The organism is Nocardia otitidiscaviarum, assembly GCF_007362295.1.
Lineage (GTDB): Bacteria > Actinomycetota > Actinomycetes > Mycobacteriales > Mycobacteriaceae > Nocardia > Nocardia otitidiscaviarum.
In genome coordinates, this window is sequence record NZ_CP041695.1 from 6,585,133 (window position 1) to 6,601,576 (window position 16,444).

A 16,444-nucleotide genomic window follows, 5' to 3' on the forward strand; every position below is an offset into this window, starting at 1 on the left:
CTCACCTCTTCCGGGCTTTGGGATCGAGGGCGTCGCGCACGGCATCGCCCAGCAGGATGAAGCTCAGCACCGTAATGGCCAGCGCCGCAGCGGGATAGAACAGGATGGCGGAGGTGCGCAGATCGTTCTTGGCCTTGGCGATATCGCCGCCCCAGGACACGATGTCGGGTGGCAGGCCGACGCCGAGATAGGACAGCGTCGCCTCGGTGACGATGAAGACGCCCAGCCAGATGGTGGACACCACGATGATCGGCCCGGCCGCGTTGGGCAGCACGTGCCGCAGCAGAATGCCCAGCCGCGACACCCCCAATGCCTTTGCCGCCGTGACATATTCACTGCTCTTGGCCTCTATGACGGCGCCGCGGGCGATACGCGCGGCCAACGGCCAGGTGAACGAGGCGAGCACCAGGATGACATTCCACATGGTGGTGGGCCGCAGCATCTGCAGTAGCACGATGGCGGCGAGCACCATGGGGATGGCGAAGAAGATCTCGGCGATGCGCGACACCACCGAATCGAGCAGCCCGCCGAAGAATCCGGCCAGCGCCCCGAGCGTGCCGCCGATGAACATGAACAGCGCCGCCGCACCCAGCCCCACCATGACCGACGCGCGCGCACCATAGATGGTGCGGGCGTACACGTCGCAGCCCTGTTTGTCGAAACCGAAGGGGTGCCCGGGCCGGGAGGGCGCCATGCTGTTGTCGATCACGCATTCGCGCGGGTCCTGATCGCTGAACAGCCCGGGCCACAGCACCACCACGGTGACGATCAGGATGAGCAGCATCGCGACGATGAAGATCGGATTGCGGCGCAGCCGTCGCCAGGCGTCGGTCCAGATGCTGGTCGGCTCACCGGTTTCCACCACGCGGTCGGTGGCGAGCACCTCCACCTCGTCGGGTGGCGCGACGTAGTGCCCCTGTCCGGGCCGGGTACCGGCCTCGGATTCCTTGACGAGGTCAGACATAGCGGATCCTCGGATCGAGTGCGGCGTAGAGCAGGTCGATGAGCAGGTTGGACAGCAGGAAGATCACCACGAGTACGGTCACGAACGACACCACCGTGGGCGGTTCCACGCGGGTGATCGCCTGGTACAGCGTCCCGCCGACGCCCGGAATATTGAAGATGCCCTCGGTGACGATGGCGCCGCCGATGAGCGCGCCCAGATCCGCGCCCAGGAAGGTGACGACCGGGATCATGGAGTTGCGCAGGATGTGGACGGTGACCACCCGCCGTCGTCCGAGACCCTTGGCGGTGGCGGTGCGCACGTAGTCGGCGGACATGTTCTCGGCCACCGAATTCCGGGTCAGCCGCAGCACGTACGCGAACGACAGCGACCCGAGCACGAAGGCGGGTACCAGCAGTTCGGCGAAACTCGCGTCCCCGGTGACGGTGGTGGGTGCGATCCCCCATTTCACGCCGAGCAGGAACTGCGCCACATAGCCGACCACGAAGACCGGCACGGCGATGATGACCAGGCTGGCGACCAGCATGGTGGAGTCGAACAGGCGGCCCTTGCGCAGGCCCGCGACGAGTCCGAACAGAATGCCGAACACGCCTTCGATGAAGACGGCCATGAAGGCGAGTTTGATGGTGATCGGGAAGGCGCGGGCGAGTTCGTCGCTGACCGGCCGACCGGAGAAGGCGGTGCCGAAGTCGAGGGTGAAGATACCTTTCAGGTAGAGCAGGTATTGCGTGATGAGCGGCTGATCGAGGTGGTATCGGGCGCGCAGCTGGGCTTCGATGGCGGGGGTGAGGGGTTTCTCACCGGCCAGCGACGCGATCGGGTCGCCGGGGATGAGGAAGACCATCGCGTAGATCAGGAAGGTCGCGCCGAGGAACACCGGGATCATCTGGAGTAGGCGCCGCAGGACATACCAAGCCATATTTCCTCCGGAGAGTGGTGCGCCGGGCCGATGTGCTCGGACCCGGCGCGGCGGCGGCTACTTCTCGATGTTCTCGAAGTCGAACAGTCCGTTCCAGGCGAGTTCGGCATGGCTGACCTTGTCCGAGACACCGGCCGCGGCGACGTAGTCGAGCACCGGGATGTCGGCCATGTCCTGGATCAGCAGGGTCTGGGCCTGGGCGACGAGCCGGTGCGATTCCTCCTGGGTGGGCGCGGCCAGGGCGGCGTCGAGCAGCCGGTCGAACTCCGGATTGTTGTAGTTGACGTTGTTGGTCTCGGAGAAGCTGTAGTACTGCGAGGTGAGGAACTGCAGCATGGTCGGGTAGTCGCCCTGCCAGCCGTACCGGAATGCCTTGCCGATGGTTTCGGCGTTCACCTCGTCGCGAATGTTCTTGAAGGTCGGGTACGGCACCGCGATGGCGTCGATGCCGAGGGTGTTCTTGACGCTGTTGGCGACGGCCTCGATCCACGCCTGGTGGCCGCCGTCGGAGTTGTAGGCGATCTCGTACCGGCCCGACCACGGGGACATGGCATCGGCCTGCGCCCACAGTTTCTTGGCTTCGTCGGGGTTGAACTTCAGTACCTCCGAGCCCGGCAGGTCACCGTCGAAACCGGGCAGGGTGGCGGCGGTGAAGTCGCGGGCCGGGAGCCGGGTGCCGTGGAAGATCTTGTCGCAGATGGATTCCCGGTCGATGGCCATGGAGATGGCGCGGCGGCGCAGCAGGCCCTCCTCGCCGCCGAAGTGCGGGACGTTGGACTGCACCCCGATGTGCTGGTTCTGCGCGGTCGGCTTGGTGATCGCGCGGTCGCCGAGGTCGTTCTGGTAGACGGTGAGGGCGCTTTCCGGGATGGTGTCGAGGGCGTCGAGGTTGCCCGCCTGGAGGTCGGCGTAGGCGGTGTCGAAGGACTGGTACATCACGAACCGCAGGCCCTTGTTCTTGGCCGGTCGGCCGCCCGGATAGTCCGGATTGGGCACCAGGTCGATCTTGCTGTTGTGCTCCCAGGCGCCGGGTCCGGCGAACATGTAGGGGCCGTTGCCGATCGGGTTCTGACCGAAGGCCGTCATATCGGCGTAGGCGGACTCGGGCAGCGGATAGAACGGCGCGTAGCCGAGGGAGTCCTCGAAGTCGATCGAGGGGGCCTTCAGTTCGATGGTGAAGGTGCGGTCGTCGATCACCTTCAGTCCCGACATGGTGCGCTGCGTCGGGTTCTCCTTGGCGACCTCGTCGAATCCGGCGATGGGGGTGAACACGTAGTTCTGTAGCTGGGCGTTGGTGGACAGCGCGCCGTAGTTCCAGGCGTCCACGAAGGACCTGGAGGTCACCGGGCTGCCGTCGGTGAATTTCCAGTCCGGTTTCAGGGTGACGGTGTAGTTCTTGCGATCGGTGGTCTCGATGGATTCCGCGACCTCGTTGTGCGCCACCCCGTCGGCGTCGTAGTACTTCAGGCCCGCCCACAGCCGGTCGACCACCCGGCCGCCCATATTCTCATTGGTGTTGGTGGGCACCAACGGATTCTGCGGTTCGGCACCGTTGACGGTGACGATATCGGCGCTGCCGCCGCTGTCGGATGAGCAGGCCGTCAGGGTCAGGCTCGTGGCCAGCAGTGCGGCCGCCGCCGCGGCAATCATCTTCGCTCTCAAGGCATTCTCCCGATCGCAGGAAGACGGCACGGCGCGCGCCGGGGTCCACCGAAGCACACCGCGGGGTCGTCTCAGGTGAAACGGACAGTAGCCACCCTGTCCGCCGTTGTCAGCGATTCGATGAGGGATTGTTCACCTTGTTAGCAATGTGGCAACATGCCCGACTCTTTGCCACGTATCCGCGTGACACATTGCACATCCGGGCACCCTTCGAGACAGCCGAATACGACGCAGGTCACAGTCGGATACTGTCGAACGTGGCCGCGGTCACCCCCGCGGACCGCCGCGGGAAGATGTCGAGAGAAGAAGAGAGATGACCGAACCCACCGCTGATCACCTGGACGCGTACCCGCCGAGCGCGGCCTTCGCCGCCGCGGCCAATGCCGATGCCTCTCTCTACGATCGGGCCGACGCCGACCGCGAGGCGTTCTGGGCCGAACAGGCGCAGCGCCTGCACTGGCAGCAGCCCTGGACACAGGTCCTGGACTGGAGTGATGCCCCGTTCGCGAAATGGTTCGTGGACGGCACGCTGAACGTCGCCTACAACTGCGTGGACCGCCACGTCGTCGACGGGCACGGGGAGCAGGTCGCCATTCACTGGGAGGGCGAGCCCGGCGACTCCCGTGACATCACGTATGCCCAACTGTTGGCCGAGGTGTCACGGGCGGCCAACTACCTGACCGAACTGGGCCTGGTGGCCGGGGATCGGGTGGCCATCTACATGCCGATGGTGCCCGAAGCCATCGTGTCCATGCTGGCCTGCGCCCGACTCGGACTCACCCACTCCGTGGTCTTCGCCGGCTTCTCCCCCACCGCACTACGCTCCCGCGTCGACGACGCCCAAGCCAAACTCGTCATCACCACCGACGGACAGTGGCGACGCGGCACCGCCGCCCCGCTCAAAGCCGCCGTCGACGAAGCCCTCGCCGCCGACGGCGGCGCGACCAGCGTCGACCACGTCCTCGTCGTCCGCCGCACCGGCATCGAGGTCCCCTGGACCGACGGCCGCGACCTGTGGTGGCACGACACCGTGGCCCAGGCGTCCCCCGAACACGAGGCGCAGCCCTTCGACGCCGAACACCCGCTGTTCATCCTCTACACCTCCGGCACCACCGGAAAACCCAAAGGCATCCTGCACACCAGCGGCGGCTATTTGACGCAGACCTCCTACACCCACCACTACGTCTTCGACCACAAGCCCGGCCAGGACGTGTACTGGTGCACCGCCGACATCGGCTGGGTCACCGGCCACTCGTACATCGTGTACGGCCCCTTGGCGAATCGGGCCACCCAGGTCGTCTACGAGGGCACCCCGAACTTTCCGAACGAGCATCGGCATTTCGAGATCATCGAGAAGTACGGGGTGACGATCTACTACACCGCCCCCACCCTGGTGCGGACCTTCATGAAGTGGGGCCGCGAGATCCCCGACGCCCACAACCTGTCCAGCCTGCGCCTGCTCGGCTCGGTCGGCGAACCCATCAACCCCGAAGCCTGGCGCTGGTACCGCGAGGTCATCGGCGGCAACACCACCCCCATCGTCGACACCTGGTGGCAAACCGAAACCGGCGCCATCATGATCTCCCCCCTGCCCGGCGTCACCGCCACCAAACCCGGCGCCGCCATGCGCCCCCTGCCCGGCATCTCGGCCACCGTCGTCGACGAGGACGGCAAACCCGTCCAACTCGGCGAAACCGAGGCCAACGGATATCTGGTCCTCGACCAGCCCTGGCCGTCCATGCTGCGCGGCATCTGGGGCGACAACGACCGCTACCGCGACACCTACTGGGCCCGCTACCGCGAGCAGGGCTGGTACTTCGCCGGGGACGGCGCGAAACTCGACACCGACGGCGACCTGTGGGTACTCGGCCGCGTCGACGACGTCATGAATGTCTCCGGCCACCGCATCTCCACCGCCGAGGTCGAATCCGCCCTCGTCGGCCATGCCGGTGTCGCCGAGGCCGCGGTCGTCGGGGCCTCCGACGCCACCACCGGTCAGGGCATCGTGGCCTTCGTCATCCTCACCGCCGAAGCCACCGACACCGGTGAGAGTCTCGTCGCCGAACTGAAGGCCGAGGTCTCCCGCGAGATCTCGCCCATCGCCAAACCGCGCGAGATCCACATCGTGCCCGAGCTGCCCAAGACCCGCTCCGGCAAGATCATGCGCCGGCTGCTGCGCGATGTCGCCGAGGGCCGCGAACTCGGCGACACCTCCACCCTGGTCGACCCGAACGTCTTCGAGGCCATCCGGGCCCGCCGGGTCTGATACCGCCCGCGGCGCGCGAACGGCCCTGTGACCTGCACAGTCACAGGGCCGTTTCACTCCAAGTCGGAACATTTCCGGCAAACCATTAGAATCCCGTAAAGGTGTGCCGGGAAGTCTGGTCGGCATGCGGCATGTGGCCGATCGCTCCCGGATGGGTTTCGCACGCCGCTGTTCTGTCGAACCGGCTGAAAGGTGCCCGAGTGATCACCCAGGTCCGCTCCGAGCTCTCCCGCTACCTACGGACCGAAACATTCGGTGGCGCACTGCTCCTCATCGCCGCCGCGGCCGCCCTGATCTGGGTCAACTCGCCGTGGGGCGACAGCTATACGACCATGGTCGACACCCGGCTGGCGATTCCGCCGCTACATCTGGACCTCACCCTGGCCGACTGGACCAAGGACGGTCTGCTCGCCATCTTCTTCTTCGTCGCCGGACTCGAGCTCAAACGTGAGCTGGTGGTCGGCGAACTCGCCGACCGCAAGAGCGCGTCCCTGCCGATCATCGCGGCGTTCGGCGGCGTGCTGCTGCCCGCGCTCATCGCCGTCGCGGTCGGCTGGGGCGTGGAGGGCATGGACCGCGGCTGGGCCATTCCGGTGGCCACCGATATCGCCTTCGCACTGGGCGTGCTGGCGCTCACCGGTTCCCGGATTCCGGCCGCCGCGCGCGTCTTCCTGCTGAGTCTGGCGGTTGTCGACGATCTGATCGCCATCATCCTGATCGCCGTGCTGTTCACCACCACGGTGAAGATGCTGTGGCTGCTGGCGGCGATCCTGTGCTTCGCGATCTGGTGGACGGGACAGAAGTACCGGGTGAGCACGCCGATCCTGTACGTGCCGGTGGCGCTGGTGGCCTGGTACGCGCTGCACGAGGCGGGCATCCACCCGACCCTGGCGGGCGTGGCGCTGGGCTTGTTGACGCGCGTGCGTCCGGATCCGGACGAGGACGAGCACTGCGTGCCCGCCGCCAACCTGGAGCACTTCTTCCAGCCCATCTCGGCGGGCTTCTGCGTGCCGGTGTTCGCACTGTTCGCCTCCGGCGTCACGCTGAACGCCGACGTGTTCTCGGAGATCTTCACCAACCGCCTGGGGTTGGCCATCGTGCTCGGACTGCTGGTGGGCAAGACCGTGGGCATCTTCGGATTCTCCTGGGCCGCAATCCGGCTCGGACTGGCCAAGAAACCCACCGATCTCGCCTATCGGGATATGTTCGCCCTGTCGGTCCTCGGAGCCATCGGCTTCACCGTTAGCCTCTTGGTGGCAGAACTCGCACTCGCGGATGTCGGCGACGGCTCCACGGTGGAACTCGCGAAGGCGGCGGTGTTGCTCACGTCGTTGGCGGCTTCCCTGGCAGGTTCGGCGCTACTGTTGCGTCGTGGCCGTGCTCACCAGGCAGCGCGAGACGAGCGGGCACTGCAGGAACAAGAGAGTGACTGACCGGGCGGTACCGGGACGGGTCGACTGACACGGAGAAGGGTCGAGCAATTGAGCTTCACACAGGGCGGCAACGGTCAGGAAGGGCGTCATGCCCGTACCCTCACCTCGATTCCACTGTCCGAGGTCGATGCTCGCTCCGAAAGCATCGGCGGACTGGTTCGTGATGCCACCGAACAGATGTCGACGCTGGTGCGGGCCGAGGTGGAGCTCGCCAAGGCCGAGGTCACCGGGGAGATCAAGAAGGGCCTGCAGGGCAGCGTCTACTTCATCGTCGCGCTGACCATCCTGCTGTTCAGCTCGTTCTTTTTCTTCTTCTTCCTGGCCGAGCTGCTGGATATGTGGATGTGGCGCTGGCTGGCGTTCCTCCTCGTCTTCCTGCTGATGGTGGTGGCCGTGGCGGCCTTCGGCGGGCTGGGCTATCTCAAGGTGCGCAAGCTGCGCGCCCCCGAGAAGACCATCGAATCGCTCAAGGAGGCGAAGACCGTGCTGCCCAGCGGTTTCGGCGCGCCCGGGGCGCACGAGGCCGCGCCGGCCTCGCTCGACAAGTTCCGGGCGTAGGTCTTCCATTACGCTTCCGGGAGTGTCGTCGAACTCGCTTCCGGATCCGTCCACCGTCCGCTACGAGGGCCCGTGGACCCATCGGGACGTGCATGCCAACGGCATTCGCTTCCATGTGGTCGAGGCGGAGCCCGGTGCCGGTGTGCCGCCGATCGATCCGGGCACGCCGCTGGTGGTGCTGCTGCACGGTTTCGGCGATTTCTGGTGGTCGTGGCGACACCAGCTCACCGGACTCGCCGCGCGCGGTTTCCGGGCCGTGGCGGTGGATCTGCGCGGCTACGGGGATTCCGACAAGCCGCCGCGCGGTTACGACGGCTGGACCCTGGCCGGTGATGTGGCGGGTCTGATCCGCGCGCTCGGGCACACCGAGGCCACGCTCGTCGGACACGCCGAGGGTGGTCTGGTGTGCTGGGCGACCGCGGTGCTGCATCCGCGCGTGGTGCGGTCCATCGCCCTGATCAGCTCACCGCATCCGGCGGCGCTCAAGCACATGGTGCTGCGCGACGGGCGGCAGCGGCGGGCCTGGCTGCCCAATTTCCTGCGCTACCAGCTGCCGCGCTACGGGGAGCGGCTGCTCACCAAGGCCGATGGCGCGGAGCTGGAGCGGCTGCTGCGGCAGCGGGTGAGCGAACGCTGGTCGCACAGCGCCGAGTTCGCCGACACCGCCGTCCGGATGCGCGCCGCCATTCGCATCCCGGGCGCGTCGCATTGCGCCCTGGAGTACCAGCGCTGGGCCTTCCGCAGTCAGTGGCGGCCGGACGGCAAGCGTTTCATGGCGACCATGCGCGAACCGGTGCGCATCCCGGTACTCGCCCTGCACGGCGACGGCGACCGCTACATCCTCGCCGCCACCGTCCGCCGCGGCCACCACCTCTCCCCCGAACGCCGCCTGGTCGGCATCCCGGACGCGGGCCATTTCGCCCACCAGGAGAACCCCGAGGCGGTCACCGCGGAACTGGCCAAGCTCCTGACCTGAACCTCCTGGCCTGAACCGCCGCGCCGGTCAGCTCAGCACGCACTGCCCGGTCGCCACCGGCGCGGTGAAGGCGGACGCGTTGTCCAGTTCGCCGCGAACCTCGTTGAGCGTCAGCACATACCCGGTGTCCTCGTCGGTGACGGCCGCGCCGAACACGACTCCGAGCACCTGCCCCTCGGTGTCCACCAGCGGCCCACCGGAGTTGCCCGCGCGCACCAGCCCGCGCACGGTGTACACCTCGCGCTGCACGTTCCCGTCGCGGTAGATGTTCGGCCCCTTGAGGTCCAGGGTCTCCCGCACCCGGGCGGCGCTGGCCGAGTAGGCGCCGCCGCCGGGGTAGCCGAGCACGATGGAGCTCTCCCCGGCCGCCGCCGCTTCCGGGGCCAGCGGAATGACCGGGGAGGCCAATCCGGGCACGTCGAGGATCGCGATGTCCTTCATCGGATCGAACAGCACCACGGTGGCCGACAGCGGCCCGCGCACGGTGTCCACGCTGACCTTGTTGGTGCCCGCCACCACATGCGCGTTGGTCATGACGCGCTCGGGCGCGACCACGAATCCGGAACCCTCCAGTGCGCGTTGGCAACTGGGTGCCTGCCCGCGGATGCGCAGCACGCTGAGCTGCAACTGCTGCGCCACCGGCAACTGCAGCACGCTCGCGTCGGGCGGCTCCACGGCCGCCACCGACACCTGGCCGAACGGGCCGATGACATCGGGCAGTCCGGAGGTGTTGAGCAGGCTGGAGAATTCGTTGGGCAGCTGCCGCAGCCAGTCCGGCGCCACCGAGTTCACCTCGGCCAGCACCCGCGAATTCTGCACGGCCGCGGCGATATTCGGCTGCGAGGAGCTGGTCAGCGGCAGGGCAAGCAGCCATGCGGTGGCCAGTACCGCGGCCGTCTGCAGGCCCGCGCCGACCACACTGTCCACACTGCGGGTGAAGGGATCGCGCATGCCGCTGCGCGCGGCGCGGCCCAGCACCATGCCCGCCACCTCGCCGATGATCACCAGCACGACGATGAGCACCACGCCCACCAGCACGCGGCTGCGGCCCTCGCTCAGGTGGATGAGGATGTGCGGCGCGATGAGGATGCCCGCCACGGCCCCCAGCACGACACCTAGGAAGGCGAGCGCCGAGGCGACCGCGCCCTGCCGCCACCCGGAGGAGGCGGCCAGTAGCGCGATGATCAGGACACCGAGGTCGAGCCAGGCCGAGGCGCTCATAACGTCATCCCTACCGCGGCCAACGAGGCCTGTAGATCACGCACATCGTGATGGTCCCATTCTTTCTCCCAGCCGGATACCGCGAGCAGCCCCGCGAGCACGCCCGCGGTGAATCCCCAGACCAGCATGCCGTCCACCGCGAAGGCCGGACCCATGTAGCCGAGCGGATGCCGGACCACGAACCGGTTGGCCGGATCGAGCAGTTCGGACAGCGGCACCCGGGCCACCCGGGTGGCCTCGGCCGCGCTGACCACCCCCACTTCCCCGGGGGTGCGCCAGTAGCCGACCACGGGGGTGACGTCGAAGCCCGACGGCGGCACGAAGATCTTGGGGAGGACGGACAGCGGCTGCACGCCGCCCGGGTCCAGTCCGGTCTCCTCCTCGGCCTCCCGCAGGGCGGTGAAAATCGGTCCCTCGTCACCGGGGTCGACCGCGCCGCCGGGGAAGGCGACCTGCCCGCTGTGCTGGCGCAGGGTGGCGGCGCGCTGGGTGAGCAGCACATTCGCGTCCTCGGGCAGACCGCCGGGCGCGTTCGGGTCGGGGTCGGGCTGTCCGCCGAACAGCACCAGCACGGCGGCGTCGCGCGTCATGCCGGCGGCACCGGCGACCTTCCGCACGGCCTTGCGCATCACGGTGCGGCGCAGCACCGGATTGATGCCGGTGGGGTCGGCCGGATCGTGTTCGACCACCCCGCGCAGCCACTGCGGAACGCCGTCGGTGGAAATCTCGTATGTCATGCCTGCACTCCGAGCTGGGCGTCGACGGTCGCCGCGATGTCGTCGACGCTGGTGAAGGTGCGCCGGACGATATCGGCCACGGTGCCGTCGGCCCGCAGCAGCACCGACTGCGGGTAGTAGGGCCCGGTCCCGACCGCGACCCGCACCCGGGCGTCGGCGTCCGCCACGCCCGGCAGGTGGACGCCGAGATCGGTCAGTCGCGCCAACGCCTTCACCGCATCGGGATCACTGTGCACGGTCAGCACCGTAACCGCACCGGCGGCTCGATCCGAAAACTGTTGTAGCAGAGGTAGTTCCTCGGCGCACGGGCCGCACCAGTAGGCCCACAGGTTGAGCAGTGCGGGTTTGCCCGCCAAGGCGGCGGCCAGATCGACGGGCTGCCCGTCTGCCAGGCAGGTCAGCGTGATGCCGCGCAGCGGGCCGTCGCCGACGGACACGCCGCCGGGTCGCGGGCACGCGGCCAGCGCGGCGGCGGCGCGATCCTGTTCGGATACGACCGGAACGGGGCGGGTCGCGCCGCCCTCGGCGGTGGTGTCGTCGCTCGCGTCGCGCGGCCACAGCGCCACCGTCAGCGCGACGGCCACCACGACGGCGAGCAGCCCCCACCGCAGCACCGGCCGGTGCGACAGTCCACGTGATCTCTGCTCGTCCCCCGACCGCTCGGGTCTCACAGCCCCACCAACTCGAGCAGATGCTCGGTCTCGGGTCCCTTGACCAGGGCGGCGGCGGTGGCGGGATCGGTGGGTCCGGTGCCGTAGGACGGGCAGTCCTTGGCGAGCAGGCAGGCCCCGCACGCAGGTTTGCGGGCGTGGCAGACGCGACGGCCGTGGAAGATCACCCGGTGCGAGAGCATGGTCCAGTGTTTGCGCTCGATGAGGGCGCCGACCGCGTGCTCGATCTTGACCGGGTCGTCCTCGGTGGTCCATTTCCAGCGCTGCACCAGGCGACCGAAGTGGGTGTCGACCGTGATACCGGGCACATCGAAGGCATTGCCGAGGATGACGTTCGCGGTCTTGCGCCCGATGCCGGGCAGCTGCACGAGCTTGTCGAGCGTATCGGGTAGCTCGCCGTCGTAGCGCTCCATGAGCGCCTGGCCGAGGCCGATGAGCGCGGACGCCTTGTTGCGGTAGAAACCGGTCGGCCGGATGTACTCCTCCAGCTCGGTGCGATCGGCTTCGGCATAGGCGCGCGCATCGGGATACTTCGCGAACAACACCGGGGTGGTCATGTTCACCCGCACATCGGTGCACTGCGCGGAAAGAATTGTGGCCACGGCCAATTCGAGCGGCGTGGTGAAATCGAGTTCGCAGTGCGCGTCGGGAAATGCGACGGTCAGATCGCGGTACATCCGACGGGCGCGGCGCACCAGACCCGTACGGGTCTCATTGCGGCGCGGATTCGCTTTCACCGGTCGCTCGAACGCTCGCGGCGCGGTGGCGCTTTCACTCGCCGCCGCGGGCACGACGGCATCGGCGGACCGCGCTTTACCGCTTCGCGCGGCAGCGCTGGATTCGGAGACACGCACGCGTCCACCTTACGGAACCAGAACCGGCCGACAACCGGGCTGCGCACCTCCCGTGTTCCATCTGAGACCTTGGGCGTGTTTACTCACCCGTATGCAAGGACTCGCTGTGGTGCTCTTCCCGGTGGTGCTGATGCTGTTCGCACTGGGGATGGAACGAGTCGAGAACCGGCTCCGCAAGCTGCTCGAACCGGACGAAGAGGTGCGGCAGTACCTGGATAGGGCGACGAATGCCGAGGTCAGCGATCTGACCAAATTGGGACTTCCGGCCGCGGCGGCGCGCCCGCGGCCGCGGCGGACCCGCGGTGAAGCCATGGATGTGGCGCAGGCCAGCTGAGCGCCGCACAGCGGCCGCTCGAATGCGACGCGGCCGACCCGCAGGTTGCGAAAGTTACGCGTGTCGCAGAATTATGTTCTGCGTGTCGTGAGCACCGGACCCGTGTGTCGCAGGAAACGCACCGCGTGTCGCTGTAGTGGGCTTCTGTGTGTCGCGAGGGCCGACAGTGGGCGTCGTGAAAAGGGCCTCCGCGTGTCGGAGATTGAACGCGGCGCGTGGTGTCTATCACTACCCGGACATATTGCAAAGTAGACTGCACTGTCGGCCGAATCAGCTTCGGTCCAGGACAGAGCCATTTCCCATAAGGAGCACATTCGTGGACGAGGCCCTCGCCAGAGCAGGCATCTTCCAAGGCGTCGAGCCAACCGCCGTGGCGGCCCTCGCCAAACAGCTTCAGCCCGTGGACTTCCCGCGCGGCCATGTCATTTTCAACGAGGGTGAGCCCGGCGACCGCCTGTACATCATCACGTCCGGCAAGGTGAAGATCGGCCGCCGGTCCCCGGACGGTCGGGAGAACCTGCTGACCATCATGGGCCCGTCGGACATGTTCGGTGAGCTGTCGATCTTCGACCCGGGCCCGCGTACCTCGACGGCCACCACGGTCACCGAGGTGCGGGCGGTCACGATGGATCGCGACGCGTTGAAGTCGTGGATCGATCAGCGGCCGGAGATCGCCGAGCAGCTGTTGCGAGTGTTGGCGCGCCGTCTGCGCCGCACCAACAACAACCTCGCCGACCTCATCTTCACCGACGTGCCGGGTCGTGTCGCCAAGGCGCTGCTGCAGCTCGCACAGCGTTTCGGCACCCAGGAGGCGGGCGCCCTGCGCGTCACCCACGACCTCACCCAGGAGGAGATCGCCCAGCTGGTCGGCGCCTCCCGCGAAACCGTGAACAAGGCCCTGGCCGACTTCGCGCACCGCGGCTGGCTGCGCCTCGAGGGCAAGAGCGTGCTGATCTCCGACTCGGAGCGGCTGGCCCGCCGCGCGCGCTGACGCGGGCGAATCTCGGACTCGCACGGACCGGGTCGTCACCGCCGAGGTGGCGTCCCGGTCCTACGCGTGTCCGCGCCCGGTGAGGTACCGAGTACCGGCGAGCGGCCGTCACCCGTGGTGACGGCGGAGCCTCGCAACTGTCAGCCGTGGCTGCGGATGTAGGCGAGTTGGGCTTTCACCGAGCTGTGCGCCGCGGGCCACAGCCGCTTGTCCACATCCGCGTAGACGTGCGCGACGATCTGGAGCGGCTTGGCCTTGGGGCCGAGCTTCTCCAATGCGTCACGGACCTGTTGGAGACGTTCCTCGCGGTGCTTCAGGTAGTAGCCGATCACGGGTTCGGCGTCGAGATGGTCGGGTCCGTGGGCGGGCAGCAGCGTGCGGCCGGGGGCGATCTCGGCCAGTCGGCGCAGGGAGGCCAGGTAGTCGGCGAGGGCGTCGTCACGGGATTCCAGCACCGTGGTGCCGCTGCCGAGCACGGTGTCGCCGGTCAGTACCGCGGCATCGGCGTCGTCGGGGCCGTCGAGCAGCAGGCTCATCGAGTCGGCGGTGTGCCCCGGGGTCGCCACGGCGGTCAGCCGGACGCCCGCCGCCTCGATGACCTCGCCGTCCACCAGTTCGGTGCCGCCGCCGTGCAGGAAGCCCGAGTCCACCGCCCGCACGGGGGTGCCGGTGAGCCGGACCAGCCGATCGATGCCCCCGGTGTGGTCGTGGTGGTGATGGGTGATGAGGGTGAGCGCGATATCCCCGTCGGTGGCGCGCGCGATGGCCTCGGAGTGCGCCCGGTCCTTGGGACCAGGATCCACCACCACCCACCCCGACGCCTGCGGCGCCCGCAGCAGCCAGGTGTTGGTGCCCTCCAGCGTCATCTGGCCGGGATTGTCCGCCAGCAGCACCGCGGCGCTCGGCGTCACCTGTCGCACCCGCTCGTACGCGGGATGGTTGAGGGTCATGATCCAGTCCTAGTGCACCAAGCGCGGTGAGTCCATTGTCGGACTCACCGCGCTGTCACCGTGCCGGTCGGCAGCGGTCAACGCACCTCGGCGATGAGTTCGACCTCGACGGGGGTGTTCTTCGGCAGTTCGAAGACGCCGACCGCGGAGCGCGCGTGCACGCCCGCCTCGCCGAAGACCTCGCCGAGCAGTTCCGACGCGCCGTTGACGACCACCGGCTGGTCGGTGAATCCCGGTGCGGAGGCGACGAATCCGACGACCTTCACGATCCGCACCACATTGTCGAGCCCGACCAGTCCGTGCACGGCCGCCAACGCGTTGAGCGCGCAGTACTTGGCCGCCTCCTTGGCCTGCTCCAGGCTCACCTCGGCCCCGACCTTGCCGACGGCGGTGAGTTCACCGTCGCGGAAGGGCAGCTGCCCGGAGGTGTAGACGTGGATGCCGCTGCGGATGGCGGGGATGTACGCCGCGACGGGTGCCGCGACCGGGGGCAGGGTGAGCCCCAGCTTCTCCAGGTTCTCGGCCCAGTTGGTGGCCGCTGCGGCGCTCATCAGTTCTTGGGCCGCTTCAGGTAGGCCACGTGCTGCTCACCGGTCGGTCCGGGCAGCACCGTGACGAGTTCCCAACCGTCGGCGCCCCACTGGTCGAGGATCGCCTTGGTCGCATGCGTCAGCAGCGGCACGGTCGCGTATTCCCACGCGGTCACATCACTCATGGGGTGAGCGTAGAGCTCGGGTGCGGCGCAAGGCATCCCCGGCCCTCCCGACCGTGCCGGACGAATGGCGAATCGGCCGGTCGAAACGTGGTGTACCAGACAGTCCTGGTCATCCTCTGGGCAGGAATAAGGAACGAGTTATAGGCTCGCGAACGTGGGAGTACCGATCGCAGTGCCCGTTTCGGCGGAGCCAGGGGTCCAAACAGGATGGCCGCAGCGGGCCGAGAAGGCCCGGCTGCACTATGTCTCGGGGAAAGGGGGGACCGGGAAGTCGACGGTCGCGGCGGCACTGGCGCTCGCACTGGCGGCCGGTGGTCGTCGGGTGCTGCTGGTGGAGGTGGAGGGTCGGCAGTCCATCGCCCAACTCTTCGACGTACCACCGCTGCCGCCCACCGAGACCCGCATCGCCACCGCGGACGGCGGCGGCGAGGTGGTGGCGCTGGCCCTGGATGTCGAGCATGCGTTCCTGGAATACCTGGACATGTTCTACAACCTGGGTTTCGCCGGGCGCGCCATGCGCCGGGTGGGCGCCATCGAGTTCGTCACCACCATCGCGCCGGGGCTGCGGGACGTGATCCTCACCGGCAAGATCAAGGAATGCGCGGTGCGCGTCGACAAGTCGGGCAAACCGGCCTATGACGAGATCGTCATCGACGCCCCGCCGACCGGCCGCATCGCCAGCTTTCTGGACGTCACCCAGGCCATGGCGGAGATCGCCAAGGGCGGGCCGATCGCCGCGCAGGCCGAGGGGGTTTCCAAGCTGCTGCACTCCGAGCAGACCATGATCCATCTGGTCACGCTGCTGGAGGCGCTGCCGGTGCAGGAAACCGCCGACGCGGTCGCCGAATTGACCGCGAACGACCTGAATATCGGCACGGTGATCGTGAACCGGGCGAGCGAGGGCTACCTTCCGCGCGGCGTGCGGGCCGAGACCGCCCGGGGCGAACTCGACGCCGAGGCGCTGAAGTCGGGTCTGGCCGAGGCCGGAATCACGCTGTCGGAGCAGGATTTCCAGGGCCTGGTCACCGAGGCCGTGGAACATTCGGCGCGTTTGCAGGCGCAGGACGAGAGCGCGTCGGAACTCGCCGCGGTGGACATCTCCCGGCTGTACCTGCCGTCGCTGGCCGACGGCATGGATCTGGGCGGGCTCTACGAGCTGGCCGAATATCTGAGCGCGCAGGGGGTTCGCTGAC

At 68.0% G+C, this 16,444-nt stretch carries 17 protein-coding genes; 7 read left to right on the forward strand and 10 right to left on the reverse strand.

The features are described 5' to 3' along the window. Position 1 precedes the first annotated feature (1 nt). From FOH10_RS29625 to FOH10_RS29635, 3 genes are read right to left on the reverse strand one after another with little or no spacing between them, the layout of a single operon-like run. Positions 2-964 carry an ABC transporter permease gene (locus tag FOH10_RS29625; RefSeq protein ID WP_143983150.1) on the reverse strand — a complete coding sequence of 321 codons (963 nt, stop codon included), beginning with the start codon at positions 962-964 and terminating at the stop codon, positions 2-4. Further along, entirely contained in the window at positions 957-1,883 is a 927-nt protein-coding gene (locus FOH10_RS29630; RefSeq protein ID WP_143983151.1) for an ABC transporter permease, read from the reverse strand. Before FOH10_RS29630 ends, FOH10_RS29625 begins: the two co-directional genes overlap by 8 nt. Before the next feature lie 57 nt (positions 1,884-1,940). Next, positions 1,941-3,533 (reverse strand): peptide ABC transporter substrate-binding protein, encoded by a 1,593-nt coding sequence (locus FOH10_RS29635; protein WP_039808891.1) that lies wholly within the window; start codon positions 3,531-3,533, stop codon positions 1,941-1,943. A gap of 325 nt (positions 3,534-3,858) precedes the next feature. Here FOH10_RS29635 and acs point away from each other — a divergent pair, with 325 nt between their 5' ends. From acs to FOH10_RS29655, 4 genes are all read left to right on the forward strand, one after another. Next, positions 3,859-5,811 (forward strand): acetate--CoA ligase, encoded by a 1,953-nt coding sequence (acs, locus tag FOH10_RS29640; protein ID WP_143983152.1) that lies wholly within the window; start codon positions 3,859-3,861, stop codon positions 5,809-5,811. Positions 5,812-6,014: 203 nt separating this feature from the next. Next, on the forward strand, positions 6,015-7,244 hold the full coding sequence (gene nhaA, locus FOH10_RS29645; RefSeq protein WP_186000934.1) for a Na+/H+ antiporter NhaA: 1,230 nt from the start codon (positions 6,015-6,017) through the stop codon (positions 7,242-7,244). Between the two features lie 48 nt (positions 7,245-7,292). After that, positions 7,293-7,802, forward strand: coding sequence for a phage holin family protein (locus FOH10_RS29650; protein ID WP_029932746.1), 510 nt, complete (start codon positions 7,293-7,295; stop codon positions 7,800-7,802). A 22-nt stretch (positions 7,803-7,824) separates the two neighbouring features. After that, complete coding sequence (locus FOH10_RS29655; RefSeq protein WP_143983154.1) at positions 7,825-8,778, forward strand: alpha/beta fold hydrolase; 954 nt, start codon at positions 7,825-7,827, stop codon at positions 8,776-8,778. A 27-nt stretch (positions 8,779-8,805) separates the two neighbouring features. On the opposite strand, the gene FOH10_RS29660 is transcribed toward FOH10_RS29655, so the two are convergent. The 4 genes from FOH10_RS29660 to nth are packed head-to-tail and all read right to left on the reverse strand — an operon-like array spanning position 8,806 to position 12,084. Beyond that, complete coding sequence (locus tag FOH10_RS29660) at positions 8,806-9,999, reverse strand: MarP family serine protease (RefSeq protein WP_029932748.1); 1,194 nt, start codon at positions 9,997-9,999, stop codon at positions 8,806-8,808. Next, positions 9,996-10,736: an NUDIX hydrolase gene (locus FOH10_RS29665; RefSeq protein ID WP_143983155.1), complete on the reverse strand. Its 741-nt coding sequence runs from the start codon at positions 10,734-10,736 to the stop codon at positions 9,996-9,998. The genes FOH10_RS29660 and FOH10_RS29665 overlap by 4 nt, the downstream gene beginning before the upstream one ends. Next, positions 10,733-11,365, reverse strand: a complete 633-nt coding sequence (locus FOH10_RS29670) for a TlpA family protein disulfide reductase (protein ID WP_143984392.1) — start codon at positions 11,363-11,365, stop codon at positions 10,733-10,735. The genes FOH10_RS29665 and FOH10_RS29670 overlap by 4 nt, the downstream gene beginning before the upstream one ends. A gap of 38 nt (positions 11,366-11,403) precedes the next feature. Next, positions 11,404-12,084, reverse strand: coding sequence for an endonuclease III (gene nth / locus FOH10_RS29675; protein ID WP_081592172.1), 681 nt, complete (start codon positions 12,082-12,084; stop codon positions 11,404-11,406). A 268-nt stretch (positions 12,085-12,352) separates the two neighbouring features. Between nth and FOH10_RS29680 the strand changes: the two genes are divergently transcribed. After that, positions 12,353-12,595, forward strand: coding sequence for a hypothetical protein (locus FOH10_RS29680; RefSeq protein ID WP_029932752.1), 243 nt, complete (start codon positions 12,353-12,355; stop codon positions 12,593-12,595). Positions 12,596-12,911: 316 nt separating this feature from the next. Next, on the forward strand, positions 12,912-13,586 hold the full coding sequence (locus FOH10_RS29685; RefSeq protein ID WP_011206875.1) for a Crp/Fnr family transcriptional regulator: 675 nt from the start codon (positions 12,912-12,914) through the stop codon (positions 13,584-13,586). Positions 13,587-13,726: 140 nt separating this feature from the next. Here FOH10_RS29685 and FOH10_RS29690 read toward each other — a convergent pair whose 3' ends face one another. From FOH10_RS29690 to sp36, 3 genes are all read right to left on the reverse strand, one after another. Next, positions 13,727-14,536 carry an MBL fold metallo-hydrolase gene (locus FOH10_RS29690; protein ID WP_143983156.1) on the reverse strand — a complete coding sequence of 270 codons (810 nt, stop codon included), beginning with the start codon at positions 14,534-14,536 and terminating at the stop codon, positions 13,727-13,729. A 77-nt stretch (positions 14,537-14,613) separates the two neighbouring features. Beyond that, the gene (locus tag FOH10_RS29695) at positions 14,614-15,087 is read right to left on the reverse strand and encodes a RidA family protein (protein ID WP_029932754.1); all 474 of its coding nucleotides are present in this window, start codon (positions 15,085-15,087) and stop codon (positions 14,614-14,616) included. Next, positions 15,087-15,251, reverse strand: a complete 165-nt coding sequence (sp36, locus tag FOH10_RS29700) for a Sp36 family protein (protein WP_085996322.1) — start codon at positions 15,249-15,251, stop codon at positions 15,087-15,089. The genes FOH10_RS29695 and sp36 overlap by 1 nt, the downstream gene beginning before the upstream one ends. 172 nt (positions 15,252-15,423) lie before the next feature. On the opposite strand from sp36, the gene bagA reads away from it, so the two are divergent. Then, positions 15,424-16,443 carry an ATPase BagA gene (gene bagA / locus FOH10_RS29705; protein WP_143984393.1) on the forward strand — a complete coding sequence of 340 codons (1,020 nt, stop codon included), beginning with the start codon at positions 15,424-15,426 and terminating at the stop codon, positions 16,441-16,443. The last annotated feature ends 1 nt before the right edge of the window (position 16,444 follow it).